We start from the raw sequence: 25455 nt of genomic DNA on the forward strand, positions 1-25455 counted from the left end.
CCAGGCGCCTTGGCTCACTCGATCTCGATGGCCCTGACACCGCCTCCCCGCACCGAACGGCTGACTGCGGGGCCGCCCGTCCAGAAGTAGCAACGCAGCCCACGATCCCCCCGCGCCCAGCCCTGCGGCGATGGCAGCCGATACAGCGTGCCGGTGCCGACTTCGCCGCCGGCAGGCACCTTCGCGAACCGATTGACCAACTCGCGGCACCTGGCGTGCACTGAGGCTGAGTCACGTTCCACGTCGGCGCGTCGTTCCAGCGGGGAGGTCCAGATGCCGACGTACTCGTAGCGGTGCGGGTTGATGCAGGTGACAGGCTCCAGTGCGTACCACTCGTCGAGGTCGAAGCACGCGTGCGCCAGCGGGGACGGTGGCTTCAGGGCGCCGCGCAGGCTGCCGACATGCTTCATGATCGCGTCGTCCGCGCCGTTGGCGCTGCTCTGGCGACTGAGCACGAACATGTCGCAGCGGAACCAGCGCGCGCCGCCCTGCCAGCCCTGCGCCGACGGGGGCACCGCCTGCACCGCCAACCGCCCGTCGCGCCAGTCCTCGCCGACGAACTTCCGCGCCTCGGCGTCGCACTCGGCGAACGCGGGACGCATGACACTCGACCAGAACGGGGGCGGCGTCGGGCGCTGGGCGAGAGCGCCGGTGAACGTACCGACGTGGATCGTCTCCAGGAGGTGGGGCTGCCCGCAGTCGACCGGCGTGTGGTTCTCGGCGGTGGGGGGATCGGAGATGGCGTGGCAGTCGCCGACCCGGGGCGTGAACTGCTGCGCCGCCGCCAGCGGACGCCAGTCATCGAGCAGGTCACCGTCGGTGCCCGCCGGCGGTGCCACGCATCCGGAGGCAAGGACGGTGACCAGTGCGGTGACGCCACCCATGAGCAGCCGGCGCCTCATCTGCCGTCCTTCCAAGGGGTCGGGGAAATTCGTGACGGGCAGCATAAGGCATCCGACCGCCCGGCGATGGCGGGTGCGCACCATCGCAGGTAGCCCGATGGAGGGGCGTGGCAGGACGCTGCGATTTCTCGAACGCACCGACTCCACGCCGTCGGCCATGACACCTATATCTCGATGCGCGAGCCCATGATGACCGTTCGTTCCCGAGGTAGGCAGAAGTGCTCGGCCGCGTCGGCGGTGATGTAGGAGGTGGCGATGAAGAGCCGCTTGCGCCAGGGCGCCATCGTCGGACTGTTTCCGGCCCGAAGCTCGATCTTCGACAGGAAGTAGGACGCCTCCTCCAACTGGAGTTGCCCCTCCGTGGCGGCCGGATCGAGCGACCGCAGCAGCTCGGGCACGTCCGGGGACTCCATGTAACCGAAGCGGGCAGTGACGTGAGTGATCCCGTCGTCGGCGTAGCCGAGGTCGTCAACGGTGATCCGCCGGTCCGGAGGAACGCGGGGCACCGGCTCGGTCTCGATGGAGAGGATCAGGACGTGCTCATGGCGCACGTGGTTGTGCTCGACGTTGGCCCGCATCGCCAACGGCGCGGTCTGCTTGCCCCGGTTGAGAAAGACGGCGGTGCCCGGGGCGCGCAGCGTCGAGGACCTGTCGTCGCGCAACTCCTCGACGAAGTCGCGTAGCGATCCCTCGCTGCGTTGGCGGTCCGCGGTGACGATCGCCCGGCCCCGCTGCCAGGTGGTCATGATGGTGAACGCCGTGAGGCCGATGAGCAGCGGCAGCCACGCGCCGTGGAGCAGCTTGGTGACATTGGCCCCGACGAACAGCAGGTCCACCGCCAGCAGCGGGACGGCGCCGAGGCCCAGCAACCACAGCGGGACGTTCCATCGCCAACGGCCGAGGTAGAAGAAGAGCAGTGTGGTGATGGTGATGGTGCCGGTCACCGCCATACCGAACGCGAAGGCCAGCGCCGTCGAGGTGCGAAACGCGAACACCAGGGTGAGAACGGAGACCAGCAGCAGCCAGTTGATCCACGGGACGTAGATCTGACCGACCGTTGATTGCGAGGTGTGCGTGATGCGCAGCCGGGGCAGATAGCCGAGCTCAGCCGCCTGCGACGCGACAGAGTACGCCCCGGTGATCACCGCCTGGGAGGCGATCACCGTGGCGGCGGTCGCCAGCAGCACCAGCGGCAGCTCAGCACGCACGCGGGGAACACCAGCGACAGCCACGCCCGGGTGATCGATCGGCGGCCGAAGTGCCCCATGTCCGCGTACAACGCCTCGGCCCCGGTGACCGCGAGCACGATCGCGGCCAGGGCGAAGAACGCGATGTCGAAATGGCCGGCCAGGAAGCGCAGCGCGTACGTCGGCGACAGCGCCTTGAGGATGGCCGGGTTCTCGGCGATGCCGGCGATGCCGAAGGCGCCGATGGTCACGAACCAGAGCATCATCACCGGCCCGAACAAGCGGCCGATGGCTGCGGTACCGTGCCGCTGCACCAGGAACAGCGCGATGATGATCACCGCGGTGATCGGTATGACGAGCTCCTCCAGCGACGGCTCGACGACCTTGATGCCCTCGATCGCGGACAGCACCGAGATCGCCGGGGTGATCATGCTGTCGCCGAAGAACAGCGCGGCACCGAAGATGCCCAGCGCGGCCAGTACGGGAGCGGCTCGCTGGCGGCTGCGGGCGTTCAACCGCCGCAGCAGCGTGATGAGGGCCATGACGCCGCCCTCGCCGTCGTTGTCGGCGCGCATCGCGAGCAGCACGTAGGTGACGGTGACGATGATCATCACCGACCAGAACACCAGGGACACCACGCCGAACACGTTCTCGGTGCTGACCGGGACGGGATGCGGATCGCTCGGGTTGAACACGGTCTGCAGGGTGTAGATGGGGCTGGTGCCGATGTCACCGAACACCACTCCGAGCGCACCGACCACCACCGCGAGGCGCACCGTCTCACGTGGAAGCGGTGCGCGGGGCCGCAACGACCGTGATGCCGGTCCCCGAACCGGCCTATCCGGTTGCTGCCCTTCGCTCACGGCGATCCTCCCCGCGCCGGCCACCAGCCGCCGCGTGTCCCACCCGTCCTGGGCCGGCTCGACATGCGGACATTACCGGCAGAATCGCGTCATACGTGCCCGGTCGCGGCGATTCACGCCTGCTTTGCGTCGGCGGGCGCGATCACGATGCCGAGCAGCAACGGGACGTGCGCGAAGCCCAACCGGAGGGCCAGCCGGGCGCGCGGCTCGTGTCGGGCGTCGGCCAGAACCTCCTCGTCGAGGTCGACGTCGGCGAAGTACGTCCACCACAGGGCAGCGGGCAGAGCCAGTGCCAGCGAGGCACGCGGGCGCCCGAACCAATCCTCACCCGGGCGGACCCGCCCGGGTGAGGAGCCAGTTGATCAGAGCAGACGCGGTCAGGTACGCGCGGGCGACCACCCGTCGGCGACGAGTCGAGCGGCGTCCGCGCCGCCCTCGCCGTGGAAGAGCAACCCGTTCCGGTCCACCGCAACCATCCGGTCGACGTAGACCCCACGGCCCTGACCCGAGCCGTCGGTCGTGCTGCTGAAACGCAGATGGCTCGCCTGATCGGGCAGCGCCACCGAGACCTGCCACCAGTCCCGCCCGCCGTAACCGGTCACCGTGCCGTCGGCGGTCCACCGTCGGTCCCCGTGACGCAGCAGCATCCGCGCCGGGGTCCAGGTTTCGCCCCCGTCGGTGGAGATATCGAACCGCGCGCTGTCGTAGCGCGGCTCGGTGTCGTACCAGAGAAGGAAGCTGGCCGCGCCGCTCTGCGCAGTGGGGCGGTGAGCGTGGCGGTCACGCGGTCGCCCGGGTTCGCCCGCCACGCGCTGCCCGAGCGGGGTCGCACCGGCATCGCCTCGGCGAGATCGCGCGCGACCGCGCTCCGGGCGACGTTGTTGCTGCCCCAACCGCGATCGGGATGCACCCGGTTGCTGAGCAGGATGACGAACGAGTGCGAGAGCGGATCGATGACGAGGGACGTGCCGGTGAAGCCGGTGTGCCCGAACGTCACCGGGGAGGAGAGCCCCGACATGTACCAGTGCTTGTTGAGCTCGAAGCCGAGTCCCCGGTCGCTCTCGGGGTAGGCCGACTCCAACGGCGCGTTGTAGTTGACCAACATCTCCCGCACCGTCTCCGTCCGCAGGATCCGTCGCCCGCGATACTCGCCGCCGTTGAGCAGTGACTGGCAGAGGCGGGCCAGGTCGGCCGCGGTGGAGAAGACTCCGGCGTGCCCGGCCACTCCCCCGAGCGACCAGGCGTTCTCGTCGTGCACCTCGCCCCAGACCATGCCGCGTCCGGCGTACGGCTGGTACTCGGTCGCGGCGGTCCGGGACCGCAGCTCCGGCCCCGGGTTGTAGCCGGTGTCGACCATGCCCAGCGGCCCGGTGACACCGTCACGGACCAGCTCGGCGAGCGGCCGGCCGGTCACCCGTTCCACCAGCACGCCCAGCGCGATCAGCCCGAGGTCGGAGTAGACGTACCGACTGCCGGGCGTCGCACCGGCCGCGAGCGGCGTGGCGAGCGCCGCGGCGAACCGGGCCTCCGGCGTCGGGTACCGGCTCCACAGCGCCGTGAAGGCGGGCAGGCCCGAGGTGTGGGTGAGCAGCATCCGGACGGTGACCGACTCCTTGCCGCCGGCCGCGAACTCCGGAACGTACCGGGCGACCGGCGCGTCCAGGGCCACCCGTCCCCGCTCGACCTGCTGGAGAAGGACGATCGTGGTGAACAGCTTCGACACCGATGCCAGGTCGAAGATGGTGTCGGGGCGCATCGGCAGCTGCTGGTCGGCGGGGAGTTCCACGCCGACCAGCTCGGGGGGCGGCCCGACGGAGGCGTACCGGACCGCGGCGCCCACGGCGGTGTGCTGGACCACCACGCCGTCCTTGGCCACCAGCGCCACCGCGCCCGCGTACGTGGGGTGCCCGGGGTGGTCCGGCGTCGGCTGGAGGTAGGCCGCCAGGTCGGCCGGGATGCGATCGACCTGCGCCGGGAGCAGGCCGACCTCGCGAGCGTCGCCGGGACGCAGCGTGTCGTGTCGGAAGCGCAGGTCGGCGGGGGTGACGGTTGGCGGTCCGGACCCGGCCGGTGGCGGCGCGGCGACGGCCGCCCCAGCCGGCGCAGACGTGCCCAGGACCAGCACGGCCAGGCCGATCGCGAGCGGGCGACGGGCGACGGCGTGGAGAAGGCGGCGCGACGACGTGGTCAAGGCGCACTCCTCAGTAGAGCAGGTAGGGCTTGCGCAGCCGGTTGAAGGCAGCCAGCTCGTCGGCCCAGGCGCCGACGACGTCGTCCACGTCAGCACCGGCGTCGATCTGGGTACGCAGCCGGGGTGAGCCGGTGAGCTTGTCGATCCAGTACGGGCGGACGGCGTCCCACGAGTCGCGCCGCCAGGCGAACGCCGGGTACTTGTGCGCCTCCACCAGCATCGCCACCCCGGTACGGATGGGGTCGTACACGGCCCGGTCGACGACCTTGACCTCCACGCCGGCGCAGAGCTTGTTGAGCAGGTCCGGCTTCTGCCCGGCCGAGGTGGGCGAGAAGTACGCCTCGCGGAACTCGACCCCGGGCAGGTCGCGGGCGTTGAGCCGGTCACCCCAGTGGTAGTCGAAGTCGGCCGCCAGCCCGCCGATCAGCTCGAACGGGCGGCAGGTGCCCCGCCCCTCGGTCATCGACGCGACGCCCTCGAAGAGGCCGGTGCCCGGATAGACCAGCGCGGTGTCCGGGGTGGGCATGTTCGGGCTGGGCATCACCCACGGCACGTCGGTGTCGGCGGCGAGGTCGTCACGCTTCCAGTGCCGGCACCGCACCACGTCCAGCTCGACCGGCCGCCCCGCCTCCACCGGCAGGAACGTGCCGTTGAAGAACCGGGCCAGCTCCCCGACGGTCATGCCGTGCTGCTGGACGATCTCCTTCAGGCCCACCCCGGAGGTGTACGGGGAGGTCATCATCGGCCCGCGGGCCCGCCCACCGATCGGGTTGGGTCGGTCCAGCACGACGTAGCGCTTGCCCACCCGGGCCGCGGCGACCATCGAGGTGTACATGGTCCAGATGTAGGTGTAGAAGCGGACGCCGACGTCCTGGATGTCGAAGACGACGGTGTCCACCCCGGCCTCGGTGTACATGCTTTCCCACCGGGCCAGCGAGGCGCCGTACGCGTCGTAGACCGGAATGCCGGTGCGGGCGTCGACGCCGGTGCCCTCGCTCCCGCCGGCCTGCGCCGAGCCGCGGAAGCCGTGCTCGGGACCGAACGCCGCGGTCAACCGCACCCGGCCCGAGCCGTGCATCAGATCGACGAGGTGCCGGTAGGCCGCGTCGACGCCGGTCGGGTTGGAGACGACGCCGACCCGCTCGCCGGCCAGCTCGGCGAACCCGGAGGCCACCAGCCGGTCGAGGCCGGTCTGTACCCGGCGGACGCCGGGGTCGGCCGCCGCGGGGGTCAGCGCCGTGCCGACGCCGAGTGCCCCGGCGCCGGCGCCGAGCGCGCCGGTGCCGACCGCGCCGGCCAGGAAATTCCTCCGCTGCATGGGTTGCCTCCTACCAGGTCAGGCCGTGGCCGTAGGGGTAGAGCACGGTGCCCGCGCCCTCGGCCGTGGGGATCGTGACGGGCAGCCGGCCCCGAGGGGACAGCTCGCCGTGCAGCGCGCGAACGAGCGCGTCCATCGCCGCCCGGGTGTACGAGTAGGTCGCGAGGTAGGTGCGCACGCCGGGCAGGTACGCGATGTCGTACGGGTCCCGGACGGCCACCACCACCACGGGCTTTCCGGTGCCGAGCAGCGCCGCGACGAGCCGGCGCTGCGTGGCGCGCGGGTCGGTGACGGTGGTGTCCCATGCCTTGTTCACCAGCACCACGGTGAGGTCGTGCTCGGCGGCCTGGGTGGCGGTCGCGGCGATCACCGCGTCGGAGGGCAGGGTCGCCGGCCGGGCGGTGGCCCTTGCGCCGCGGGCGGTGAACCCGTCGGCGACCGTCGCGACCGGGGCGAAGGCGGCGCTGTCCCAGCCGGTGACCAGCACGGACCGGTCGGCGCGGGGCAGCGGCAGCAGCCCGGCGTCGTTGCGCACGGCGGTGAGCGTCGGGTCGGTGACCCGGGCGACGGCGGCGAGGTGCTCGGCCGCACCGACGGTGCGTACCGCCTCGTCGACGTCGACCAGCGGCGAGCGGGCCAGCCCCTGGCGGTACTTCAGGCCGAGGATGCGCCGGACCGACTCGTCGATCCGCCGCTCGGTCAGCTCACCGGTGGCGACGGCCCGCAGCACCGCGTCCCGCGCCAGTGCGAGGTCCGGCGGCATCAGGAGCTGGTCGGCGCCGGCCTTCAGCGCGAGCACCGGCACCCGCTCGTCGCCGTACTTCGCGCGCACCCCGGCCATGTTCAGCGCGTCGGTGACGATGACCCCCCGGAAGCCGAGTTCACCGCGCAGCACGCCGGTGAGGATCCTCGGCGACAGCGTCGCGGGATCGCCGGAGGGGTCGAGCGCGGGGACCACGATGTGCGCGGTCATGATCGATTCGACGCCGGCGCGGATCGCCCGCCGGAACGGCGGCGCGTCGATCCGGTCCCACTCCGCCCGGCTGTGGTCGATCACCGGCAGACCGGTGTGGCTGTCGGTGGCCGTGTCGCCGTGGCCGGGGAAGTGCTTCGCCACCGCGCTCGCCCCGGCGCCGTCCTGGAAGCCGGTGACCTGCGCGGCCGTGAGGTCCGCCACCAGCGCCGGCTCGGCGCCGAAGGACCGCACGCCGATCACCGGGTTGCCGGGATCGACGTTGACGTCGGCGATCGGCGCGTACGGCTGATGCACGCCGACCGCGCGCAGCTCGCGCCCGGTTATCGTCGCCGCCGTCCGGGCGGCGTGGGCCGATCGCCCGGCGCCCAGCGCCATCGCACCGGGGAACTGCGCGGCGGGGGCGGGCATCCGCAGCACCACGCCCTGCTCCTGGTCGGTGGAGATGAGCAGGGGCACGCGGCCCTTCGCGCCGTCGCCGAGGGCGGCGCGCTGAAGGCCGTTGGAGAGGGTGGCGATCTGGCGGGGGTTGTCGAGGTTGTGCGACCAGGAGAAGTAGCAGACGCCCCCGAGGTGAAACCGGTCGACCACCTCGGCCGGCGTCTCGACGCCGAATGCCGCCCGGTTCGCGGCGCGGTCGGCGGCCGTGGGCTCGGCGGCGTCGCCGCCGTAGACGTAGGTGGCGAAGAGCTGGCCGACCTTCTGTTCCAGGCTCATGTGCCGCAGGGTGGACGTGACCCAGCCATGTTCGGCGGCCCGGCCTGCCGGCGCGGCGGCGCCGTGGGCGGGAGGCGGCGCGAGGCCGGCCGTCAGGGTGGCCACCAGAGCGGTCGCGGCGACGAGACGGGTACGCATAGACGGCCACCTCTCAGTCCGATGACTGAAACTTAGCTACATGCCTATGGATCGTCAAGAAGGTTAGCTACAAAAGTGCGGCGGGATTCGACCTGGTTCGAATCACTTGGGCCGTGGGCGCGGACGAATGTCGACTGTGCCGGTCCCGAGCCGCCGCGGACCACCAGGTGACTGTTCCCCCACTCGCCACCGCGCGGCACCGAGAGAACGGAGGCACCCTTGACCACCTCGCGATCGCGCATCCTGGCGATGCTCGCCGCGCTCGTGCTCATCACGACCGCGAGCGCGTTCCTCGCCAGCCCGCCGGCGCAGGCCGCCACCGGCACCTGTTCGGGCTCCAAGGTCGGTGGCTTCGATCTCTACGGAGACGTGGCCATCAACGGCTCGACGAGGTACGGCTACGTCGAGGTCTACTACAGCGGCGGCTACAACTGCGCGCGCACCGTGTCGAGTGCGAACACCTGGGGCGTCAGCAAGGTCATGTCCGTCGAGCTCTGGGTCTGTTCATCCGGCACGAGCAACTGCCGGTTGCTGTCGGCGGACGACCGGGACCACGGTACCTACCGGTACTACGCCGGCCCGGTGACCGCCTACGCCAGCGGAAGATGCATCTGGGTCATCGGCAACATCTACTACCCGCCAACGGACTCCAACGCGGGAAACAACAAGTCGGGTTGGTGCGGCTGACATCCGACGTTGCGCCGCTTCGTCGTGCCGGGCAGGCGGGATCCTGCCCGGCACGACGACCGTCGCCCCCCGTGACGCGATGACCGTCCGTCAGTCGCAGCCCAGGGCCCCGACGTACCCGGCCGGGGGCCCGCCGGCGGCGACCTCGTCGGCGATCTCCCAGAACACCTCCGGCCAGTCGCCCTGGTCCTTCATGTCGTGCAGCACCCGCCACTGGCGGCTGCTGCGCAGCGCGTCGGCGGCCCGCTGGAGAGCCGCGTCGTCGCCGGCCCGCTTGGCGCGCAGCCACTCGGCGATCCAGGCGCAGCCGATGCGGGAGGTGACCTCGGCGCCGAACTGGTAGGAGTCGTTGGTACCGAGGTCGCCCAGCGCGGCGGCGTCGAAGCCCGGCGGCAGCGGCACCTCGGCCAGCACCTTCGCCGCCTGCGCGTCCACCCGCTCCGGCGTGACGATCTCCGGCGGAAGCGCGGCCAGCCAGGTGCGCACGTCGACGCGCACGACGGCGGCGAGGACCTGGTCGAACTCGTCGCGGGTCCAGCCGCCGCCGGTACGCAGTTCCACGAAGACACCGTCGCGGGGGCGGAGCATGACCGCGAAGTCGTCGGCGCGGTAGCGGAACAGCTCACCCGCCCAGCTGTCCACCTGCACCGGTTCCGGTGCGCTGACCCTGAGCCGGCTCGCGTGGTAGCCGTCGTACTGGTCCGCGGGATACCAGTTCATCTGCAACTCTTGCCCGGCGTTGCTGAACGCGATGGTGCCCTGCTGCTCGGCGAACCCGTAGACGGTGGTCGCCTGCCAACCGGGCTGGTTGATCAGCAGCCGCGGGTTTTCCTCGGCGGCTTTCATCGCCACCGGCGAGTAGACGACGGGCGTACTCGCGCTGGGACTGTCGATGGGTGCGGCCTGCCGGTCATCCGGAGGCTCGCGAAGCATGGTGGACGCGGCCACGACGCCGGTGAGAACCGCCGCCGCCGTCAGCGCGCCGGCGAAGCGGCGAACCACGCCGCGGCGCGCTCGGGAGCGCGGTTGGGGTGGTTCGACGACGCGACCGGGGGTCGACTCGGACACGATCTCCTCCAGGAGGCTCTGCCTCGCCCCGTCGAGGTGTCCGATGACGTCGGGTCGGTAGGGGTCGGCGTCTCGGACCATCCGATCGAGGTGCTCCTCGGTCATCTGCCCTCCTTCGGGGTGGGTGCGGTCAGGACGTCGAGTACATGTCCGGGTGGTCCGGGGGCGTCACCGACGAGTTCACGCAGCCTGGCTCGCGCGCGCGACAGGCGGGTACGGACCGCGGCCGGGCTCACCCGCAGGACGGCGGCCACCTCGCGCGGCTGCAGGCCCTCCCAGACGTGCAGCATCAGCACCTCCCGGTCCAGCTCGCCCAGTCGGGCCAGCGCGGCCTGGACGGCGAGCCGTTCGGGAACCTCGCGGCCCGGGTCGACGGCGCTGACGGCCGCTATCTGCTGCCGCAGCCGCTCACCCAGCCGCTGCCGGCGGATGCCACCCCGGTGATGGTTCGCCAGCACCCGGCGGGCGACGCCGTACAGCCACAGCCGGGCTTCGGCGTCGGCCGGCAACTCGTGCCGGCGGCGCCAGGCGACGAGGAAGGTTTCGGCGATGACGTCGGCGGCGTCCTCGGGGTGCTCGACGCGCCGCAGGGCGTACGCCAGCAGAGGGCCGAAGTCCTCGGCGTAGACCCGTCGGAAGCGTTCCTCGTGCTCAATCCCGGAGCTCACGTCCACCCCATGTCCGGTCGGCCCCCAATCGTGACAGGCCCGGTCAGACGTGGGTGGCGTTCGATTCGAATGGCGCGACATCACGAGCATTCGGCCGGCCGCCGAACCGGCCCCACCGTTACCGCCCGGGCTAGCCGACGGCGATCAGCAGGCTGGTGACCGAGGCCAGTTGGGCACGGTCGGCCTCGATCACCCCGTCGTCGGTGACGACCGCGTCGAGCTGGACGTAGTCGCAGATCGGCACCGGCGCGGTCTGGCGCAGCTTGGACGAGTCCGCCAGCAGCACGACCCGGTCGGCGGCGGCGATGAAGGCCCGCTTCGCCTCGGCGTCCAGCGGCGTGCCGCAGTACGCGCCACGTCCGGTCAGCCCGCTGGCCGCCAGAAAGAAGGTGTGCATCCGGAGCCGGCTGACCGCGGTCACGGTGTCCGGTCCGGTGAACGCCTGGGTGGCCGGCTGGAGAAGGCCACCGAGACCGATGAGGGTCGCGTCGGAGCGTTCGCCGAGTGCCGCCATGGCGGGCAGCGAGTGGGTCACCACGGTGACGTCGCTGTCGGGCGGCAGCAGTCGAGCCAGTTCGAGGGTGGTGGTGCCCGCGTCGATGCCGATCGTGGCGCCGGGCTCGACGAACTGCAACGCCCGGTGGGCGATGGCCCGCTTCTGGCGCGACTGCGCCTGCGAACGGGCGCCGAACGGGGAGCCGGGCTGCGCCCCGCCCGGCGGGACGGCACCGCCGTAGACGAGTTCGGCCAGGCCGAGGTCGGCGAGTCGCTGCAGGTCGCGCCGCACGGTGCGGTCGGACACCGACAACCGGGCGCTGAGTTCGGGCGCCGACACGTAGCCGGTACGGCGCATCCAGCGCAGGATCTCCTCCCGGCGTTGCGGCGCGGAGGTGTAGCGCAACTGCTCCTCGCCTGCGGGCTGTGGACCTGTCACGGCTAGACCGTACCGGTGCCGGGCTGCGCCTCGTCCGCCCGGTGGCCGTTATCGGACGGAAGTTGTCCGACCCTTGACATCTTTCGTCGTCGGCCGGAGAGTGAGGTCGGCAGCCGGCGACCGGAACGGGGGACGTGGCGTGGAGGAATCCGCCGCCTGGCGGGCGGAGATCGCGGCCGACCGTCGACCGAAGGTGATCGTCGACGACGACCCCACCGGGACCCAGTCCGTCAGCGACGTCGAGGTGATCCTGCGACCGGACCGGGCCGCGTTCGACCACTTCTTCGGCTCAAGGCAGCGCGCCACCTTCGTACTGTCCAACAGCTGGGCGCTTCCCGAACGCGCCGCGACCGCGCTGGTCGGCGACATCGCCCGCACGGCGACGGCGGCCAGCCGGGCGGCCGGGCGGCCGCCGACCCTGATCCTGCGCGGAGACTCGACGCTCCGCGGTCACGTGATCGCCGAGGCCGAGGCCGTGGCGCCGGGCACGCCGATGCTGTTCGTGCCCGCGTTCCTCGACGGTGGCCGCTTCACGCGCGACGGCGTCCACTATCTGCGGACCGAGACCGGGGCAGTTCCGGTGGCCGACACCGAGTTCGCTCGGGATCCGGACTTCGGTTACCGCAGCCGGCACCTCAGCGACTGGGTGAGCGAGGTCAGCGGCGGCCGCCGACATGCGGTGACCGTGCCGCTCGCCCGGCTGGCTGAGCGCGGACCCGACGCGGTCGCCGAGGCGTTGCTGGGCGCGGCGCCCGAGGCGGTGGTGGTCCCCGACTGTGTCAGCGACGCCGATGTGCTGGCCATCGCGGCCGGCCTGATCAGGGCACAGACCCGGGGCGCCCGGGTGGTGGTTCGCTGCGCCGCGTCGCTCGCCGCCGCCCTGGCTGGCCTGTCCACGCGGCCGCTGGCGCGTCTCGAACTGCCATCCCCCGGCCGGGTGCTGATCGCCTGCGGCTCGTTCACCACGGCCAGCACCCGACAGCTGCGGGCGTTGGGCGGGCTGTGGCATCGACGCGTGGACATCCCCGTCGGTGCGCAACACAGCGAGGATCAGCTGCTGGCCAAGGCGGTACGCGAGCGTCTCGACCGGGACGGCCGGGCGCTGGTGGCCACCGACCGGACGCCGCGGCACGACACCGTCCCCGCCGCGCCCGAGCTGCTCATGGACACCCTCGTGGCGACCGTGCGGCAGCTCGCCGCCGACGTGGACCTGGTCATCGCCAAGGGCGGCATCACCTCCGCCCGACTCGCCACCGAGGCGTTGGGCGCGACCAGCGCCCGGGTACGCGGACAGATCCTGCCCGGCGTACCGGTCTGGGATCTGCACACGTCCGGGAAGAACTCGTCCTACGTGATCGTGCCCGGCAACGTCGGCGCCGACAGCACCCTGCTGGACATCCTCGACCGGATCGCCACGGCGCCCACCGGGCGGTCTCCGCGCGTCGAGCAGGGCGACCGGTGAGCGGGGCCGAGCCGTTGCTCGCCGGCCTGGACGTGGGCACCACGCACACCAAGGCCGGCGTCTACCGCACCGACGGCAACCCGGTCGCCCTACGCCAGGCCCCCACCCCGGCCGACGCCGAGACGCTGCGGGACACCGCGCTGCGACTGCTCGCGGACTGCGTGTCGGCCGCCGGTGTCCCGCCGGTCGCCCTCGGGGTCGCGAGCATGGCGGAGACGGGCGCGCCGCTGGACGCCGCCGGCGCTCCGGTCGGAGAGCTGCTGCACTGGCGGGACCGCCGCGCCGGCCGGCAGGCCGAGCAGCTGGCCGAGGCGGTCGGCCCGGCGGCCTTCTTCGCCACCACCGGACTGCACCCGAGCGCGAAGCTGCCACTGGCCCGCTGGATCTGGCTGCGCCAGCACGACCCGGACGTCCTGCGGCGGATGGCCTGCTGGGCGAGCGCCGCCGACCTGGTCGTGGCCGCCATCACCGGCACGGTCGCCACCAGCCCGACGCTGGCCGCCCGTACCGGCGGCTTCGACATCGCCGCCGGGCGGTACCGGCCCGAACTGCTCGACCTGGCCGGACTGCGACCCGAGCAGCTGCCGCCGGTGCTCGCCGCCGACCAGGTCGCCGGGCGGGTCACCGTCACCGCCGCACGGCGTACCGGGCTACCCGCCGGCACCCCCGTCGTCGTCGCCGGGCACGACCACCTGGTCGCCGCCTGGGCCGCCGGGGTCCGGGCCCCCGGCCAGGTGGCCGACTCCATGGGTACGGCGGAGGCGGTCCTCACCCCCGTCGTCACGCTGCCGCCCCCAGCCGCGCGGGCCACCGGGAACTCGGTCGGCCCGTTCGTCGACGGTCGATCGTTCTGTCTGATCAGCGGCCTGTCCAGCAGCGGCGGACTGGTCGAGTGGCTCCTCGACCGGATCGCGCCGGCCGGACAGCCGGACCGGCACGAGTGGTTCACCGACCTCGTCGGCCCACCGCCCTGCCGCCCGACCGGCATCACCGTGCAGCCCTACCTGCACGGGCGGGCCAGCCCCGAGCCCGATCCACACCGGACGTTGGCCTTGCACGGCATCCGCCCGGAGCACACCCTCGCCGACATCGGCCGCGCCGTCCTGGAAGGGCTCTGCATGCAGGTGCGCTGGATGATCGAGACCCAGTTGAGCATCAGCGGGCACCAACCCGACTCGGTGCGGGTCTTCGGCGGGCCCACCGCCAACCCCACCTGGATGTGGATCAAAGCTCAGGTGACCCCTGCCCCCGTGGTCGTGCTGCCCGGGCACTGTGGCGCGGCGCTCGGCGCGGCCCAACTCGCCGGACGGGCGATCGGCATCCCACAGACCCCGCCGCCGGGACCACCGCCGCGATCGGCAACGGAGACCACACCCGACTGGGAGGCGGCGTACCGTTCGCACTTCCTGCCGTCGGCCACGACCGCCTCCAACCCGCCCCTGAACAGTGAGGAAGCATCATGACCGTTTCACCGGCACCGACCCTGGACCGGCTCGCCCGCGGCACCGGCACGTTCGCCATGGTCGCCATGGACCAGCGGGAAAGCCTGCGCACCATGCTCAGCGAGCAGGGCCACCCCGCCGACGACGCGGCGCTCACCTCGTTCAAGCTCGAGGTCGCCACGACGCTGGCGCCACATGCCTCGGCGTTCCTGATCGACCGGCACTACGCGTACGCCGAACTCGTCCGGGACCGGCTGCTGCCGACCGACTGCGGGCTGATCCTCGCCGTCGACGCGCTGTCCCAGCCACCCGGCGAGCCGGTGGACGACACCGACATCGACGGGGACGTCGACCTCGACCAGGCCCGGCGCAACGGCGTGGTGGCGTTGAAGCTGCTGGTGATGTGGAAGCGGGACGGCGGCGAGGATCGCCGGGTGGCGATGGCCGCTCGCTTCGTCGACCTCTGCCGGCAGGCGGGGCTGCTCTCCGTACTCGAACCGGTCGCCGTCGCCGCGCCGGGGCAGCGGGACTTCGACCTCGACGCGGCCATCCTCGACGCCGCCGCCGCCCTCGGCCCGCTCGACCCGACTCTCTACAAGGCACAGGTGCCCCGCCGTGGCCGTGGCGATCTCGGGCAACTCGTGGCCGCCTGCGAGAAGCTGGACCGGCAGCTCGCCCGGCCCTGGGTGGTGCTCTCCAACGGCGTGGAGACGGCGGACTTCCCGACCGCAGTCGAGGCCGCCTGCCGGGCCGGGGCGTCCGGGATGCTGGCCGGCCGGGCGCTGTGGCGCGACGCCCTCGCCACGGCCGACCCGGCGGCGGCGCTGCGCGAGGAGTCCGTCGCCCGACTCCGGCGGCTGGTCGAGACCGTCGACCGGCACGGCCGCCGGTGGACCGAGGCCCTCTGATGCACCCCGTCGTCAACCTGGGCCTGCTCTTCACGGAACTGCCGTGGCGGCAACGGTTCGCCGCCGCGGCCGAGGCCGGCTTCCACCGGGTGGAGTTCCCCTGGCCCCCGCTGGCACCCGACGAGGTGACGCGGTTGGTGCGCGCGGCAGGGGTACAGGTCGGGCTGCTGAACATGGACGCCGGTGACCTCGCCGCCGGCGAGCGCGGTTACGGCAACGATCCACGACTTGTCGTACGCTGGCGCGACCAGCTGCGGCAGGCGCTGAACCTGGCCCGCGACCTCGACTGCCCGCTGGTGAACGTCCTCGCCGGACGCCGACTGCCCGGGATCGACGGGTCCGACCAGCTGCGCTGCCTGACCGGCAACCTGCGCTGGGCCGCCGACCTCGCCCGGCGGTACGGCCGGACCCTCGTCGTGGAGCCGATCAACGACCGCGACATCCCCGGTTACCTGCTGCCCCGCGTCGTCGACGTGCTCGCCGTCCTGGCAGAGATCGACCACGAGGCGGTCAGGCTCCAGCTGGACGCCTACCACGTCGCGGCGATGGGCGACGACGTCGCCGGTACGGTGGCGGCGGCCGGCAGCAGGCTCGGCCACGTACAGCTCGCCGACCACCCGGGCCGCCATGAGCCGGGGACCGGCGAGCTGGATGTCGACGCGCTGCTCTCGGCGCTGACCGCGGCCGGCTACCAGGGCGGGCTCGCTCTGGAGTACGAGCCCACCCTGCCCTCGGCGGCGAGCCTCCGCGCCGTCGCCGCGCGGTACCCGCGATTGGGACCGACCGAGGAGCGAGCCGCATGACCCGGATCTGCCTGCTGCACACGGTCACCGGCCTGCCCACGGTCTTCGCCGACCTGCTCCGGACCGAGGTGGGCCCGGTCGACGCGGTCAACATCGTGGACGAGACGCTGCTCCGCGACACCGTCGAACACGGGATGCTGCCGCGTACCCGTCGCCGGGTGGCCAGCTACGTGGGCTTCGCGGCGGAGTCCGGCGCCACCGCCGTACTCGTCACCTGCTCGTCGATCGGCGAGGCGGCCGAGCAGGCGCGCGCCGAGGTGGGCATCCCGATCTACCGGGTCGACGAGCCGATGGCCGAGCAGGCCGTCAACCTCGGCCCGCGCATCGGCGTACTCGCGACCCTCACCGCCACCCTGCAACCCACCCGAGACCTGCTGCGCCGCAAGGCCGGCGAGCGCGGCGAGCCGAGCGAGATTCGCGAGTCGGTGTGTCCCGGTGCGTTCGAGGCACTCCGGGGCGGCGATCCCGACCGGCACGACCAGCTCGTCGCCGCCGAGGTACGCCGCCTGGCCGGCGAGGTCGACGTGCTTGTGCTGGCGCAGGCCAGCATGGCGCGGGTGGTCGACGCGCTGCCCGCCGGTCAGGTGCCGGTGCCGGTACTCAGCTCACCGCGGTCCGGCGTACGGCAGCTGCGCCCGTTCGCCACCCGTTGACCGCCGTCGAGGCTGACGCTCACGCCGGCCGCCCGGTGCCGGGCGGCCGGCTCGACACCCTCGACCACGGTCACCTCACGGCTTCCCGGCGAGGTCGTCGGTGTCGTCGACGACCCGGTTCGCGGCGATCACCGCCGCGTAGTAGCGGGCGCTGTCCTTGACGGTGCGCCGTTGGGTCGCCCGGTCGACGTGGACCAGGCCGAACCGCTGGCCGTACCCCTCGGCCCATTCCAGGTTGTCCAACAGCGACCAGTGCAGGTAACCCAACACCTGCGCGCCGGCGTCGACCGCCCGGGACAGGGCGAGCAGGTGGGCGCGCAACGCGCGTACCCGCCCGGTGTCGCGTACCCGCCCGTCGGGGCCGGGTTCGGCGTTCCAGACACCGCCGTTCTCGGTGATCATCAGCGGGATGTCGTAGTCGCGGTGCAGGCGTACCAGCAGGTCCTGGAACACCTCGGGTACGTCCTCCCAGCCGCTGTCGGTGACCGGGACGCCCGGCTGCGCGGGCAGCACCCGCCAGGGCAGCCCGTCCGCCGGCGCGGCGCTGATCCGTCGGCGGGTGTAGTAGTTCACCCCGACGAAATCCGGGCGGGCACCGATCAGGTCGAGGTCGCCGGGCCGTACCCAGTCCAGCGGGCCGACCAGCCCCTCGAAGAGCTCGACGGTGTCCGCCGGGTACCGGCCGCGCAACACGGGATCGAGGAACCAACGGTTGGTGTAGCCGTCGGACCCCCACGCCGCGGCGGCGTCCGCCGGGTCGTCGGTGACCGGATAGTTGGGGAAGAGGCTCAGTGGGATGCCGACCCGGGCGGCCGGCCGGCGCTCGCGGATGCGTTGCGTCGCCGCGCCGTGCGCCAGCAACAGGTGGTGCGCGACGAGCAACGAGGTGCGCAGATCCTGCTCCCCCGGCGCGTGCAGGCCGAGCCGGTAGCCCAGCACGGACACCACCCACGGCTCGTTGACCGTCAACCAGGTGTCGACCCGGTCGCCGAGCGCGTCGAGGCACACCTCGGCGTACGCCGCGAAAGCATCGGTGGTCGCCCGACTGGTCCACCCGCCGCGGTCCTGCAGCGCCTGCGGCAGGTCCCAGTGGTACAGCGTCGGCACCGGCGTGATGCCTCGCTTCAGCAGGCCGTCGACCATCCGGTCGTAGTGCGCCAGGCCCGCCGGGTTCACCGCTCCGGTTCCATCCGGGACGATGCGCGGCCAGGCCAGGGAGAACCGGTAGGCGTTCATGCCGAGCTCGGCCATCAGGTCCGCGTCGGCAGGCCAGCGGTGGTAGTGGTCGCAGGCCTCCTCGCCGGAGTCCATCCCGCGCTCCGCCGTGAAGGTGTCCCAGATGGAGGGCGCGCGGCCGTCCTCGCGGGCGGCGCCCTCGACCTGGTAGGAGGAGGTCGCGGCACCCCACAGGAAGCCGGGTGGGAAGCCGTTCGTCGGCTGCTCGCGGTGCTTGTTCGGGCTCACCAGCTGACCTCCGGAAGGTTGAGGGCCGCCTCGCAGCCGAGCAGCAGCACGCCGACGCTCCACGCGTGCGACAGCGTCAGCAACATGCCCTTCGCCTGGAAGCAGGCCGTCTGGTAGTAGCGTTCGCTGGCCATGCCCCGGTAGGCGTTGAAGTCGCCGTCGGCGCGGGCGATGAACTGCCGGAAACAGGCCAGGTTCTCCCGGGTCCGATCCAGGTAGTGCGGATCGCCGGTGGCCGCGGCCAGCTCGACCATCTCCGGCACGCAGATCAGGCCGTACGAGTGCAGGTGCTGGTTGCTCGGCGAGGCCTGGTCGGCGCCGCGGCTGCGGAAGCCGTACCGGCCGAGCAGGGTGTGCTCGTCGAAGGTCACGTCGTAGCTGTAGCGGAAGGTCAGCATCCAGTCGGCGGCGCGACGCGCCAGCTCCACCCAGCGGCGTTCGCCGGTGGCCCGCCACAGCGCGACGTACGCCAGGATCGCGGCGTAGCCGTCCTCCGAGGTCGGCGCAAGGTCGACGTCCTCGGGCGCGCCGTGCAGAAACTCCTCGTGCACGAACCGGCCGTAGTAGTCGCCACCGCGCCGGGCGGCGGCCAGATAGCGCGGGTCGAGCTCGCCCGCCTCGGCGAGCGCGGCGACCCAGGTCAGTCCGGCGGCGCCTTCCCAGGACAGCACCGCTCCGTCGGCGGCGTGCAACAGGCTGCCGAGGTTGCCGTCGGCTCGCTGGTTGCGTACCGCGACGTCGAGGTTGCTGCGTACCGCGTCCAGCCAGCCGCCACGGGTCGTGCCGACCGCCTCCTCGGCGCGGACCGCGCGGTGCAGGAAGAGGGTCGCCTCGGCGAGAGTACGGGCGTGCAGGCCGCCACGGACCGGTGTCCAGCTCTGGCCCCAGCCACGCTCGGCGGTCCACTGCCCCCAGAACGTCCCCGCCGGGGCGAGGTTGGCACAGATGTGCTCGATGACCGCCGCGCCCGCGGCCACCTGGTCGGCGTTGCCGCTTCGACGGCCGGACGCCAGTAGCGCATGCGCGTACGGGATGCCGCTGATCCAGGCGACGTGCATCGCGGCCCGGTCACCCAGGCCCTTGACGTTGTCGTTGAACTCGCGGTCGAACGCCGCCGTCTCCAGCAGCACGGCCGGGTCCGGGCGGAAGTGCCACCGGTGCAGCCCGTACGCGGCCAACTCGGCCGCCTCCGCCAACCCGACCCAGGGCTGCAGCGGGGTCGTGGCGGACCGGGCGTGCCGCTCGCGCAGCACCGGCGCGTAGGCGTGCCGGTCGTCGGGCAGCCGATAGAGGCACACCTCGACCGTCTGCCGCTCGCCTGGCTGCCAGAGGTGGGTCTGCGCCAACGGGGCCGCGGGTTGCTGGCTGCCGAGGTAGCTGACCGGCGCCTCGACGTACGGGAAGTCGGCATGCACCAGGGCGGCGCCGGCGTCGTGCGCGAAGCCGATTCCGGTCATGCCGAGCGGGCTGTGTTCGTCGACCGCCAGGGCCAGCCCGCCGGCTGCCCCCCAGGCGAACACCGCGGGGGTGGCCGCCCGATCGGCCCGGAAACTCCACGCCGGCGACACGAAACGCTGCGGGTCGGCGGGCTCGTCGGCGGTCCGCGCGAAGCGCGGGAAGAGCCGCGCGTTCCCCGCGGGGCGGTTCTCACCGTAGAACAGCCCGGGGATGAGCCAGTACGGATCGTCGGCCTCGAGCAGGGTGGCCGACACCCGCAGCCGCGCCTCGGCCGGCACGGCGCCCCGGTGGATGGCGGTGACCGTCACGGTGACGCCGCCGGCGGAGGTGAGCGTCGGCGCGGCGTGCACCCACACCTCGAACAGCTCCGGATCGAGCCCGCTGACGGTCAGTCGCGCCTCGTCCAGCCAGGTCGGCTCCATCAGTCGGTCTCCGTCACTGTCCGGGCGGGGAGGTTCCAGCCGTCGAGGCGTACCCGCCGTTGCTCCGGTGGCACGCCGTCCCATCGGCCATGCAGCACGCGTTCCTCACCGGGCAGCAGGTCGATGGCGTTGTCGTCCCAGCTCGGCCAGCCCGGTTCGCCGGCCGGGCGCGCGTCGAGCACCCGCAGGAACGGGACGGCCGGCCCCGCCTCGTGTCGCAGGCGCAGCGTCCAGGTCGAGCCGGCGGTGTGCAGCTCGGTGGTGATCCGGGCCGGCGGCAGGGTCAGCAGCGCGCCGAAGTCGGCACCGGCGGTGAGCAGGTAGCGGTTGGTCCGCACGTCGGTGTCCGCCTGCACCGACAGGTCCAGCAGGAAAGGCCCGCCGCCCAACTCGGCTACCGCGCACCGGATCTCACCGAACCGGTGCGGTCGCCCCTCGGCGAGCGGGGCCGACCAGTGCGCCTCCGCCACCTCGCGGCCGTCGAGGCAGCGCACCCGGGCGGTGACGGTCACCGGGCCGGAGTCGTTGTCCCACCAGGCCCACACGGTGGCGGCGAATCGGTCGCCGCTGATCCGGGGCGCGGGCAGGGCCGCGCAGACGTGCAGCGCCCGGTAGGCGCGACGTACGAAGTGGTAGGCGGCCTTCGGCTCGCCGAAGTAGTCGACCGCGGCGGTGCACCAGCCGTTCGGGAACGACTCGTTGAGCTGCCAGGGCAGTACGCCGCAGCTCGCCGGCCGACGCCGGTTGGCCTCGACGGCGTAGCGCAGCCCGTCCGCCTGCAGGAACTGGCTGGCCCGGGAGAGCGCCGCGAGGTCGTCGAGTTTTCCGCCGAACGCCTGCTGCACCAGCGGCTCGTTGTTCCACCACCGCCCGAGGTGGTCCCAGACCGGGTTTCCGGTCGTGGGGATTCTCCGGTCCGGCTCGGGCACGACCGACTCGATCGCGCGCACGTTGCTCATGCCCTCGACACCGAACTCGCTGAGCAGCAGACCACGGCCTTCGTCGTAGAGCCGGTAGTGGTCGGACAGGCCCTGGTGCTCCCACGGACCGTGCACGTCGTGGTGGTCCGGCCCGCTCCGGACGCTGTCCAGCGTGTTGCCGAACACGGGGCCGGACGGTGAGGTCGGCAGCCACTGCCGGTCCGGGTCGAGCCGCGTCACCGCGTCGCGCAGGGCCGCCAGCACGGGCGAATCCTCGTCGGTGAGCGGCACGCCGTCGGCCCGCTGCAACTCGTTCCCGCCGCACCAGATGGCAAGGCTGGGGTGGTTGCGCCGGGCGGGGACGATCCGCTCGACCTCGGCGGCCATCCGGGCGACGAATGCCCCGTAGTCGCTGGGCACGCTCCGCATCCCCGAACTGGACAGGGCGAACTCCTGCCACACCAGGAGGCCGTAGGCGTCGCACAGGTCGTAGAAGGTCTCGCTCTCGATGAGGCCGCCGCCCCACACCCGCAGCATCGTCACCCCGGCGTCCCGGGCCAGTCCGAGCAGGTGCCGTAGCCGGGCCTCGTCGACGGTGCCGTAGAGGGCGTCGGCGGGTACCCAGTTCCAGCCCTTGATGTCGGTCGGGCGGCCGTTCACCACCAGCCGGTAGGGCAGCGCGGTCGGCGGGGCGTCGGCGTCGCGGCGGAACTGCACGTCCCGGAAGCCCACCCGGGTTTCGCGTTCGTCGCTACGCCGTCCGTCACGGTCGCGTAGCACCGTGCGCAGCGCGTACCGGTACGGCTCGCCGCGGCCATTCACTTCCCAACGCCGAGGCGAATCGACGTCGACGGCGACCTCGGCGGTCGTCGAGTCCAGCGGCACGGTCGCCGCGGCGACGGCAACGCCGTCCGGGTCGTGCAGGCTGCACTCGGCCGTCGCACCGGTGGCGTCCCCGTCGACCTGCAACGTGATCGTCACCCGCCCGGCCCCGGCCGTCACGGTGGGGCGGGCCCACACGTCGGCCAGCCGCAACGGCCCGGTGGTCCGCAGCCGGGCCGGAGCCCAGAGGCCCTGGTGCACCAGCCGGGGGCAGAAGTCCCAGCCGTAGCCCATCCGTCCCTTGTGCACGCGAACCGCCGACGTGTAGCCGACCTGCGGTTCGCTGTCGGGCGCGGGATCGATGACCACGGCCAGGCTGTGCTCGCCGGGGCCGAGCAACCCGGTCACCTCGACCACGAGCGGGACGAAGGTGCCCTCGTGCGTCGCGACCCGTTCGCCGTCGAGGTGGACGGTTCCCGCGTAGTCGATGCCGTCGAACTCCAGGAAGGCCCGCTCGCCGCCGCCGAGTCCGGGCGTGCTCAGCCGGGTGCGGTACACCCAGGTCCGCTGCGGCACCCACTCCGACAGCAGGCTCTGCGTGCCCACGTACGGATCGGGGATCTGCCCGGCGGCCAGCAGGTCGGCGAGCACGCTGCCCGGCACCCGGGCCGGCACCCACCGCTGCCCGTCGTCACGGTTGTCGCGGGCGTGCAGTTGGGCCCGGTGCAGCTGCCAGTCGTCGCCGAGGAACCCCCGCAGCTGCCAGCCCGCGTCGAGGCTGGACACCTGGATCATGCCACCTCGCCCGCTCGCGCCGGCTCGTCGGCGGCCACCGACTCACCGGTTCCCGGCGCCGGCTCGCCGGCCGGACCGGTCGCCTCGGTCGCTCCGGTGGCTCCGGTCGCCGGCGCGGGGCGTTCCAGCAGATCGGTCTCGACGACGGGCCGGGTGGGGTCGCCGGGGACCAGCAGCGTCTTGATCTCGTGCGGGCCGAAGGCGGCGGTCAGGGTACGGCCGAGAAACGGCAGGTCGATGGTGGCCTCAGCCGCCGCGCCGGCCGTCTCGTAGCCCCGTACGACGTAGTCGCCCACGCCGTCCTCGGCCCGTTTGACCACCGTGATCACGACGTTGTCGGCGTCGGACACGGCGGCGAAGGAGCGCTGCTGCGGCAGCGGTCCAGCGTGGTACGACTCCAGCAGCGCGACCGGTCGCTGGTCGAGTTCGGCCGCGACGCGGACCGTGCCGGCGGCCCGCCAGTCACCGGCGTGCGGCAGCAGCCGGTAGGTGAACCGTTGCACGCCCTGGTCCATGACCTCGTAGTCGCCGTCCGCCGGCAGCGGCTGCGGGGTGTGCCAGGCGTACGCGGGACTGCGCAGCGCGGTGAGCCCGATCTCGCCGCCGTTCACGTCGACGCCGTACTTGGCGTCGTTGAGAACCGACAGGCCGGCGGGGCGGCCGGACAGCTCGCCCGACACGTCCACCCACGAGTGGCTGACCGTCTCGTGCCCGTCGGCGGTGCGCTCCAGGTGGCCGTACGGGATCGCGTGCGTCGCGGTCACGCCGGTCAGGGCGGTCGGGAAGCGCAGCTTGAGCATCCGGAGCCGCTCGTGCCAGTCGATCGTCACCCGGACCTCGACATGCCGCGCCCCGGCGGCCAGCACGAACTCCTCCGTCAGGGTCGACGCGCCGTACTCGCTGCGGACCCGCAGCACCTGCCGGACCGGGCCGGACTCGGCCAGGCGTACCGACACCGGGGTGAAGGCGCCGATCACGTCGCGGTAGGAGACCACGCCGTGCCCCCAGGTGTCGGTCTGGTCGTCCAGCACGACCGCGTGCCCGGCGTGAGCCGCGTCGTCGTCGATCAGCTCGGCGCCGGTGGCCTTGCACACCAGGCTGGACAGCCACCCCGTCTCCGGGTCGACCACGACGCGCAGGTGCTCGTTCTCCAGCACCGGCTCGGCGCCGGCCGGCTGCTCCGCCGGCACGCCGTGGTCGGGATACAGCCGGTAGAGGCGGTAGCCCAGTGGCGGCAGGTCCACCGGTACGACCAGTCGCCGCCGCCCGCCGGTCAGCGTCACCGACGGCGCGACCTGCACGGTGGTGCGCCCCTGCGCGTCATCGACCGCGACGATCGCACCGTTGCCGAGCACGCTGCCGAACTCCACCTCGACGGTGTCCCGCACCGGCCACGGGTGCGGATTGAACACCGCCAGCGGGGCCATCCTTTCCTCGTCGGGGATGTCGATCTGCCGGCTGATCCGCTGGATCGCCTGGTTCTGCAGGCGGGCCGCGATCGAGCGGGCCTCGCCGAGCTGGTCGCGCGCGTCGTCGTAGGCGCTGGGCAGCGCGGTGCCGGCCGCGGTGTCGTGGAAGTGGTTGAGCAGCACCTGCCGCCAGGCGTGTTCCAGCTGGTCGGTCACCCGGGGCATGCCGGCCACCGCCCCCGCGACCGCGGTCCACTTCTCGGCGGCCTGCAGCGCGTGTTCGGTGTGCCGGATCAGCTTCTTGATGCCGGAGTGCGCCGAGTAGCAGCCCACCCCGTGCGGCTGGATCTCACCGGCGTACTCCGGCAGGTCCCCGCCGGCGGCCGTCGCGTCGAAGAACGCCCGCACCGTGGAGAAGAGCATCTGCGGGTACTGGTCGCTGCGCTCCAGCTCCAGGATGCTGTCGATGTTCGCCCGGGTCGGGCCGCCGCCGTGGTTGCCGACCCCGTAGAAGCACATCAGCGGCTCGGTGGTGTGCGGCAGCTGGGCCAGCGCCTTGCCGACGTGCACGCCCAGGTGTCCGGCCGGGCTGCAGTACTCGTGCGGGATCCGGTAGGCCAGCACCCGGGAGCCGTCGGCCGCCTGCCACCAGAACGTCGGTCCGGGCAGCTGCGCCTCGTGCGGCTGCGGACGCATGAAGACGTAGCTGTCCATGCCGGACTTCGCCAGCAGCTGCGGGATGGTGGCGTTCTGCCCGAAGGGGTCTACGTTGCAGCCGACCGAGGCCATCACGCCGAACCGGTCGGCGAGGAAGCGTTGCGAGTAGAGCGCGTGCCGGACGAAGCCCTCTCCCCCGGGAATGTTGCAGTCCGGCTCGACCCACCAGCCGCCGACGATCTCGAACCGGCCGGCGCGTACCTGCTCCCGCAGCGCCGCGAACAGCTCCGGATCGTGCTCCTCTATCCAGGCGAGGTAGCCGACGGAGTCGCAGGTGAAGACGAAGTCGGGGTACTCGTCGATGCGCTGCAGTGCGGCGCGGAAGGTGGCTCTTGCCTCCTGGTAACCCTCCTGCCAGGGCCACAGCCACACCGCGTCGATGTGCGCGTTACCGATCATGTGCAGGGCGCCGCGGGTGGCTCGGCCGGCGGGTGGCGCCGGCTGGCGGGGGATCGTCGGCCGGCGGGTGCCGGGCTGCGGGTTCGCGCTGTGCATGGGGAAAGTCGTTGCCTTTCGGTGTGCGTCGCCGATCTG

Annotated in this window: 19 protein-coding genes and 1 pseudogene; 7 read left to right on the plus strand and 13 right to left on the minus strand. The window is 72.5% G+C overall.

Annotated elements, in window-relative coordinates:
* Nucleotides 1-14 precede the first annotated feature (14 nt).
* Together AB0C04_RS16160 and AB0C04_RS16165 are read right to left on the minus strand one after the other, a co-directional pair.
* Nucleotides 15-1061 (minus strand): septum formation family protein, encoded by a 1047-nt coding sequence (locus AB0C04_RS16160; RefSeq protein ID WP_357054411.1) that lies wholly within the window; start codon nucleotides 1059-1061, stop codon nucleotides 15-17.
* 5 nt (nucleotides 1062-1066) lie between these two features.
* Nucleotides 1067-2976, minus strand: a pseudogene (locus AB0C04_RS16165) (KUP/HAK/KT family potassium transporter).
* A 71-nt stretch (nucleotides 2977-3047) separates the two neighbouring features.
* Between AB0C04_RS16165 and AB0C04_RS16170 the strand changes: the two are divergent.
* The gene (locus AB0C04_RS16170; RefSeq protein WP_357054414.1) at nucleotides 3048-3302 is read left to right on the plus strand and encodes a hypothetical protein; all 255 of its coding nucleotides are present in this window, start codon (nucleotides 3048-3050) and stop codon (nucleotides 3300-3302) included.
* A gap of 27 nt (nucleotides 3303-3329) precedes the next feature.
* On the opposite strand, the gene AB0C04_RS16175 is transcribed toward AB0C04_RS16170, so the two are convergent.
* From AB0C04_RS16175 to AB0C04_RS16190, 4 genes are read right to left on the minus strand one after another with little or no spacing between them, the layout of a single operon-like run.
* On the minus strand, nucleotides 3330-3599 hold the full coding sequence (locus AB0C04_RS16175; RefSeq protein ID WP_357054417.1) for a hypothetical protein: 270 nt from the start codon (nucleotides 3597-3599) through the stop codon (nucleotides 3330-3332).
* Entirely contained in the window at nucleotides 3551-5143 is a 1593-nt protein-coding gene (locus AB0C04_RS16180; protein WP_357054420.1) for a serine hydrolase domain-containing protein, read from the minus strand. Before AB0C04_RS16180 ends, AB0C04_RS16175 begins: the two co-directional genes overlap by 49 nt.
* Before the next feature lie 10 nt (nucleotides 5144-5153).
* Nucleotides 5154-6461, minus strand: a complete 1308-nt coding sequence (locus tag AB0C04_RS16185) for a DUF1343 domain-containing protein (RefSeq protein WP_357054423.1) — start codon at nucleotides 6459-6461, stop codon at nucleotides 5154-5156.
* Between the two features lie 10 nt (nucleotides 6462-6471).
* A complete protein-coding gene (locus AB0C04_RS16190) occupies nucleotides 6472-8289 on the minus strand; it encodes a glycoside hydrolase family 3 protein (RefSeq protein ID WP_357054426.1) in 1818 nt (605 codons plus the stop codon).
* 219 nt (nucleotides 8290-8508) lie between these two features.
* On the opposite strand from AB0C04_RS16190, the gene AB0C04_RS16195 reads away from it, so the two are divergent.
* Complete coding sequence (locus AB0C04_RS16195) at nucleotides 8509-8976, plus strand: hypothetical protein (RefSeq protein WP_357054429.1); 468 nt, start codon at nucleotides 8509-8511, stop codon at nucleotides 8974-8976.
* Nucleotides 8977-9066: 90 nt separating this feature from the next.
* Here the strand turns inward: AB0C04_RS16195 and AB0C04_RS16200 are convergent, their stop codons facing one another.
* From AB0C04_RS16200 to AB0C04_RS16210, 3 genes are all read right to left on the minus strand, one after another.
* The gene (locus tag AB0C04_RS16200; RefSeq protein WP_357054432.1) at nucleotides 9067-10149 is read right to left on the minus strand and encodes a hypothetical protein; all 1083 of its coding nucleotides are present in this window, start codon (nucleotides 10147-10149) and stop codon (nucleotides 9067-9069) included.
* Entirely contained in the window at nucleotides 10146-10712 is a 567-nt protein-coding gene (locus AB0C04_RS16205) for a sigma-70 family RNA polymerase sigma factor (RefSeq protein WP_357054435.1), read from the minus strand. The genes AB0C04_RS16200 and AB0C04_RS16205 overlap by 4 nt, the downstream gene beginning before the upstream one ends.
* Before the next feature lie 130 nt (nucleotides 10713-10842).
* Nucleotides 10843-11646 carry a DeoR/GlpR family DNA-binding transcription regulator gene (locus tag AB0C04_RS16210; protein ID WP_357054438.1) on the minus strand — a complete coding sequence of 268 codons (804 nt, stop codon included), beginning with the start codon at nucleotides 11644-11646 and terminating at the stop codon, nucleotides 10843-10845.
* A gap of 139 nt (nucleotides 11647-11785) precedes the next feature.
* Between AB0C04_RS16210 and AB0C04_RS16215 the strand changes: the two genes are divergently transcribed.
* The 5 genes from AB0C04_RS16215 to AB0C04_RS16235 are packed head-to-tail and all read left to right on the plus strand — an operon-like array spanning nucleotide 11786 to nucleotide 16914.
* Nucleotides 11786-13108: a four-carbon acid sugar kinase family protein gene (locus tag AB0C04_RS16215; RefSeq protein ID WP_357054441.1), complete on the plus strand. Its 1323-nt coding sequence runs from the start codon at nucleotides 11786-11788 to the stop codon at nucleotides 13106-13108.
* Nucleotides 13105-14571: an FGGY family carbohydrate kinase gene (locus AB0C04_RS16220; RefSeq protein ID WP_357054444.1), complete on the plus strand. Its 1467-nt coding sequence runs from the start codon at nucleotides 13105-13107 to the stop codon at nucleotides 14569-14571. The genes AB0C04_RS16215 and AB0C04_RS16220 overlap by 4 nt, the downstream gene beginning before the upstream one ends.
* A complete protein-coding gene (locus tag AB0C04_RS16225) occupies nucleotides 14568-15458 on the plus strand; it encodes a hypothetical protein (RefSeq protein WP_357054447.1) in 891 nt (296 codons plus the stop codon). Before AB0C04_RS16220 ends, AB0C04_RS16225 begins: the two co-directional genes overlap by 4 nt.
* Nucleotides 15458-16261: a TIM barrel protein gene (locus AB0C04_RS16230; RefSeq protein WP_357054450.1), complete on the plus strand. Its 804-nt coding sequence runs from the start codon at nucleotides 15458-15460 to the stop codon at nucleotides 16259-16261. The genes AB0C04_RS16225 and AB0C04_RS16230 overlap by 1 nt, the downstream gene beginning before the upstream one ends.
* Entirely contained in the window at nucleotides 16258-16914 is a 657-nt protein-coding gene (locus AB0C04_RS16235; protein WP_357054453.1) for an aspartate/glutamate racemase family protein, read from the plus strand. The genes AB0C04_RS16230 and AB0C04_RS16235 overlap by 4 nt, the downstream gene beginning before the upstream one ends.
* Nucleotides 16915-16989: 75 nt before the next feature.
* Here the strand turns inward: AB0C04_RS16235 and AB0C04_RS16240 are convergent, their stop codons facing one another.
* The 4 genes from AB0C04_RS16240 to AB0C04_RS16255 are packed head-to-tail and all read right to left on the minus strand — an operon-like array spanning nucleotide 16990 to nucleotide 25416.
* Nucleotides 16990-18378: a GH1 family beta-glucosidase gene (locus AB0C04_RS16240; protein ID WP_357054456.1), complete on the minus strand. Its 1389-nt coding sequence runs from the start codon at nucleotides 18376-18378 to the stop codon at nucleotides 16990-16992.
* Complete coding sequence (locus AB0C04_RS16245; RefSeq protein ID WP_357054459.1) at nucleotides 18375-20258, minus strand: hypothetical protein; 1884 nt, start codon at nucleotides 20256-20258, stop codon at nucleotides 18375-18377. The genes AB0C04_RS16240 and AB0C04_RS16245 overlap by 4 nt, the downstream gene beginning before the upstream one ends.
* Nucleotides 20258-22795 carry a glycoside hydrolase family 2 TIM barrel-domain containing protein gene (locus AB0C04_RS16250; RefSeq protein WP_357054462.1) on the minus strand — a complete coding sequence of 846 codons (2538 nt, stop codon included), beginning with the start codon at nucleotides 22793-22795 and terminating at the stop codon, nucleotides 20258-20260. The genes AB0C04_RS16245 and AB0C04_RS16250 overlap by 1 nt, the downstream gene beginning before the upstream one ends.
* The gene (locus tag AB0C04_RS16255) at nucleotides 22792-25416 is read right to left on the minus strand and encodes a glycoside hydrolase family 38 C-terminal domain-containing protein (RefSeq protein WP_357054465.1); all 2625 of its coding nucleotides are present in this window, start codon (nucleotides 25414-25416) and stop codon (nucleotides 22792-22794) included. The genes AB0C04_RS16250 and AB0C04_RS16255 overlap by 4 nt, the downstream gene beginning before the upstream one ends.
* Between the last annotated feature and the right edge of the window lie 39 nt (nucleotides 25417-25455).

Source organism: Micromonospora sp. NPDC048909, assembly GCF_040649635.1.
Taxonomy (GTDB): Bacteria; Actinomycetota; Actinomycetes; order Mycobacteriales; family Micromonosporaceae; genus Micromonospora.

What these genes read in the sequence shown, in the direction of transcription:
- AB0C04_RS16225 (WP_357054447.1), top strand. Translation starts at nt 14,568, where the DNA reads ATGACCGTTTCACCGGCACCGACCCTGGACCGGCTCGCCCGCGGCACC.
- AB0C04_RS16235 (WP_357054453.1), top strand. Translation starts at nt 16,258, where the DNA reads ATGACCCGGATCTGCCTGCTGCACACGGTCACCGGCCTGCCCACGGTC.
- AB0C04_RS16175 (WP_357054417.1), bottom strand. Translation starts at nt 3,599, where the DNA reads ATGCTGCTGCGTCACGGGGACCGACGGTGGACCGCCGACGGCACGGTG.
- AB0C04_RS16200 (WP_357054432.1), bottom strand. Translation starts at nt 10,149, where the DNA reads ATGACCGAGGAGCACCTCGATCGGATGGTCCGAGACGCCGACCCCTAC.
- AB0C04_RS16230 (WP_357054450.1), top strand. Translation starts at nt 15,458, where the DNA reads ATGCACCCCGTCGTCAACCTGGGCCTGCTCTTCACGGAACTGCCGTGG.
- AB0C04_RS16255 (WP_357054465.1), bottom strand. Translation starts at nt 25,416, where the DNA reads ATGCACAGCGCGAACCCGCAGCCCGGCACCCGCCGGCCGACGATCCCC.
- AB0C04_RS16245 (WP_357054459.1), bottom strand. Translation starts at nt 20,258, where the DNA reads ATGGAGCCGACCTGGCTGGACGAGGCGCGACTGACCGTCAGCGGGCTC.
- AB0C04_RS16160 (WP_357054411.1), bottom strand. Translation starts at nt 1,061, where the DNA reads ATGGCCGACGGCGTGGAGTCGGTGCGTTCGAGAAATCGCAGCGTCCTG.
- AB0C04_RS16250 (WP_357054462.1), bottom strand. Translation starts at nt 22,795, where the DNA reads ATGATCCAGGTGTCCAGCCTCGACGCGGGCTGGCAGCTGCGGGGGTTC.
- AB0C04_RS16190 (WP_357054426.1), bottom strand. Translation starts at nt 8,289, where the DNA reads ATGCGTACCCGTCTCGTCGCCGCGACCGCTCTGGTGGCCACCCTGACG.
- AB0C04_RS16185 (WP_357054423.1), bottom strand. Translation starts at nt 6,461, where the DNA reads ATGCAGCGGAGGAATTTCCTGGCCGGCGCGGTCGGCACCGGCGCGCTC.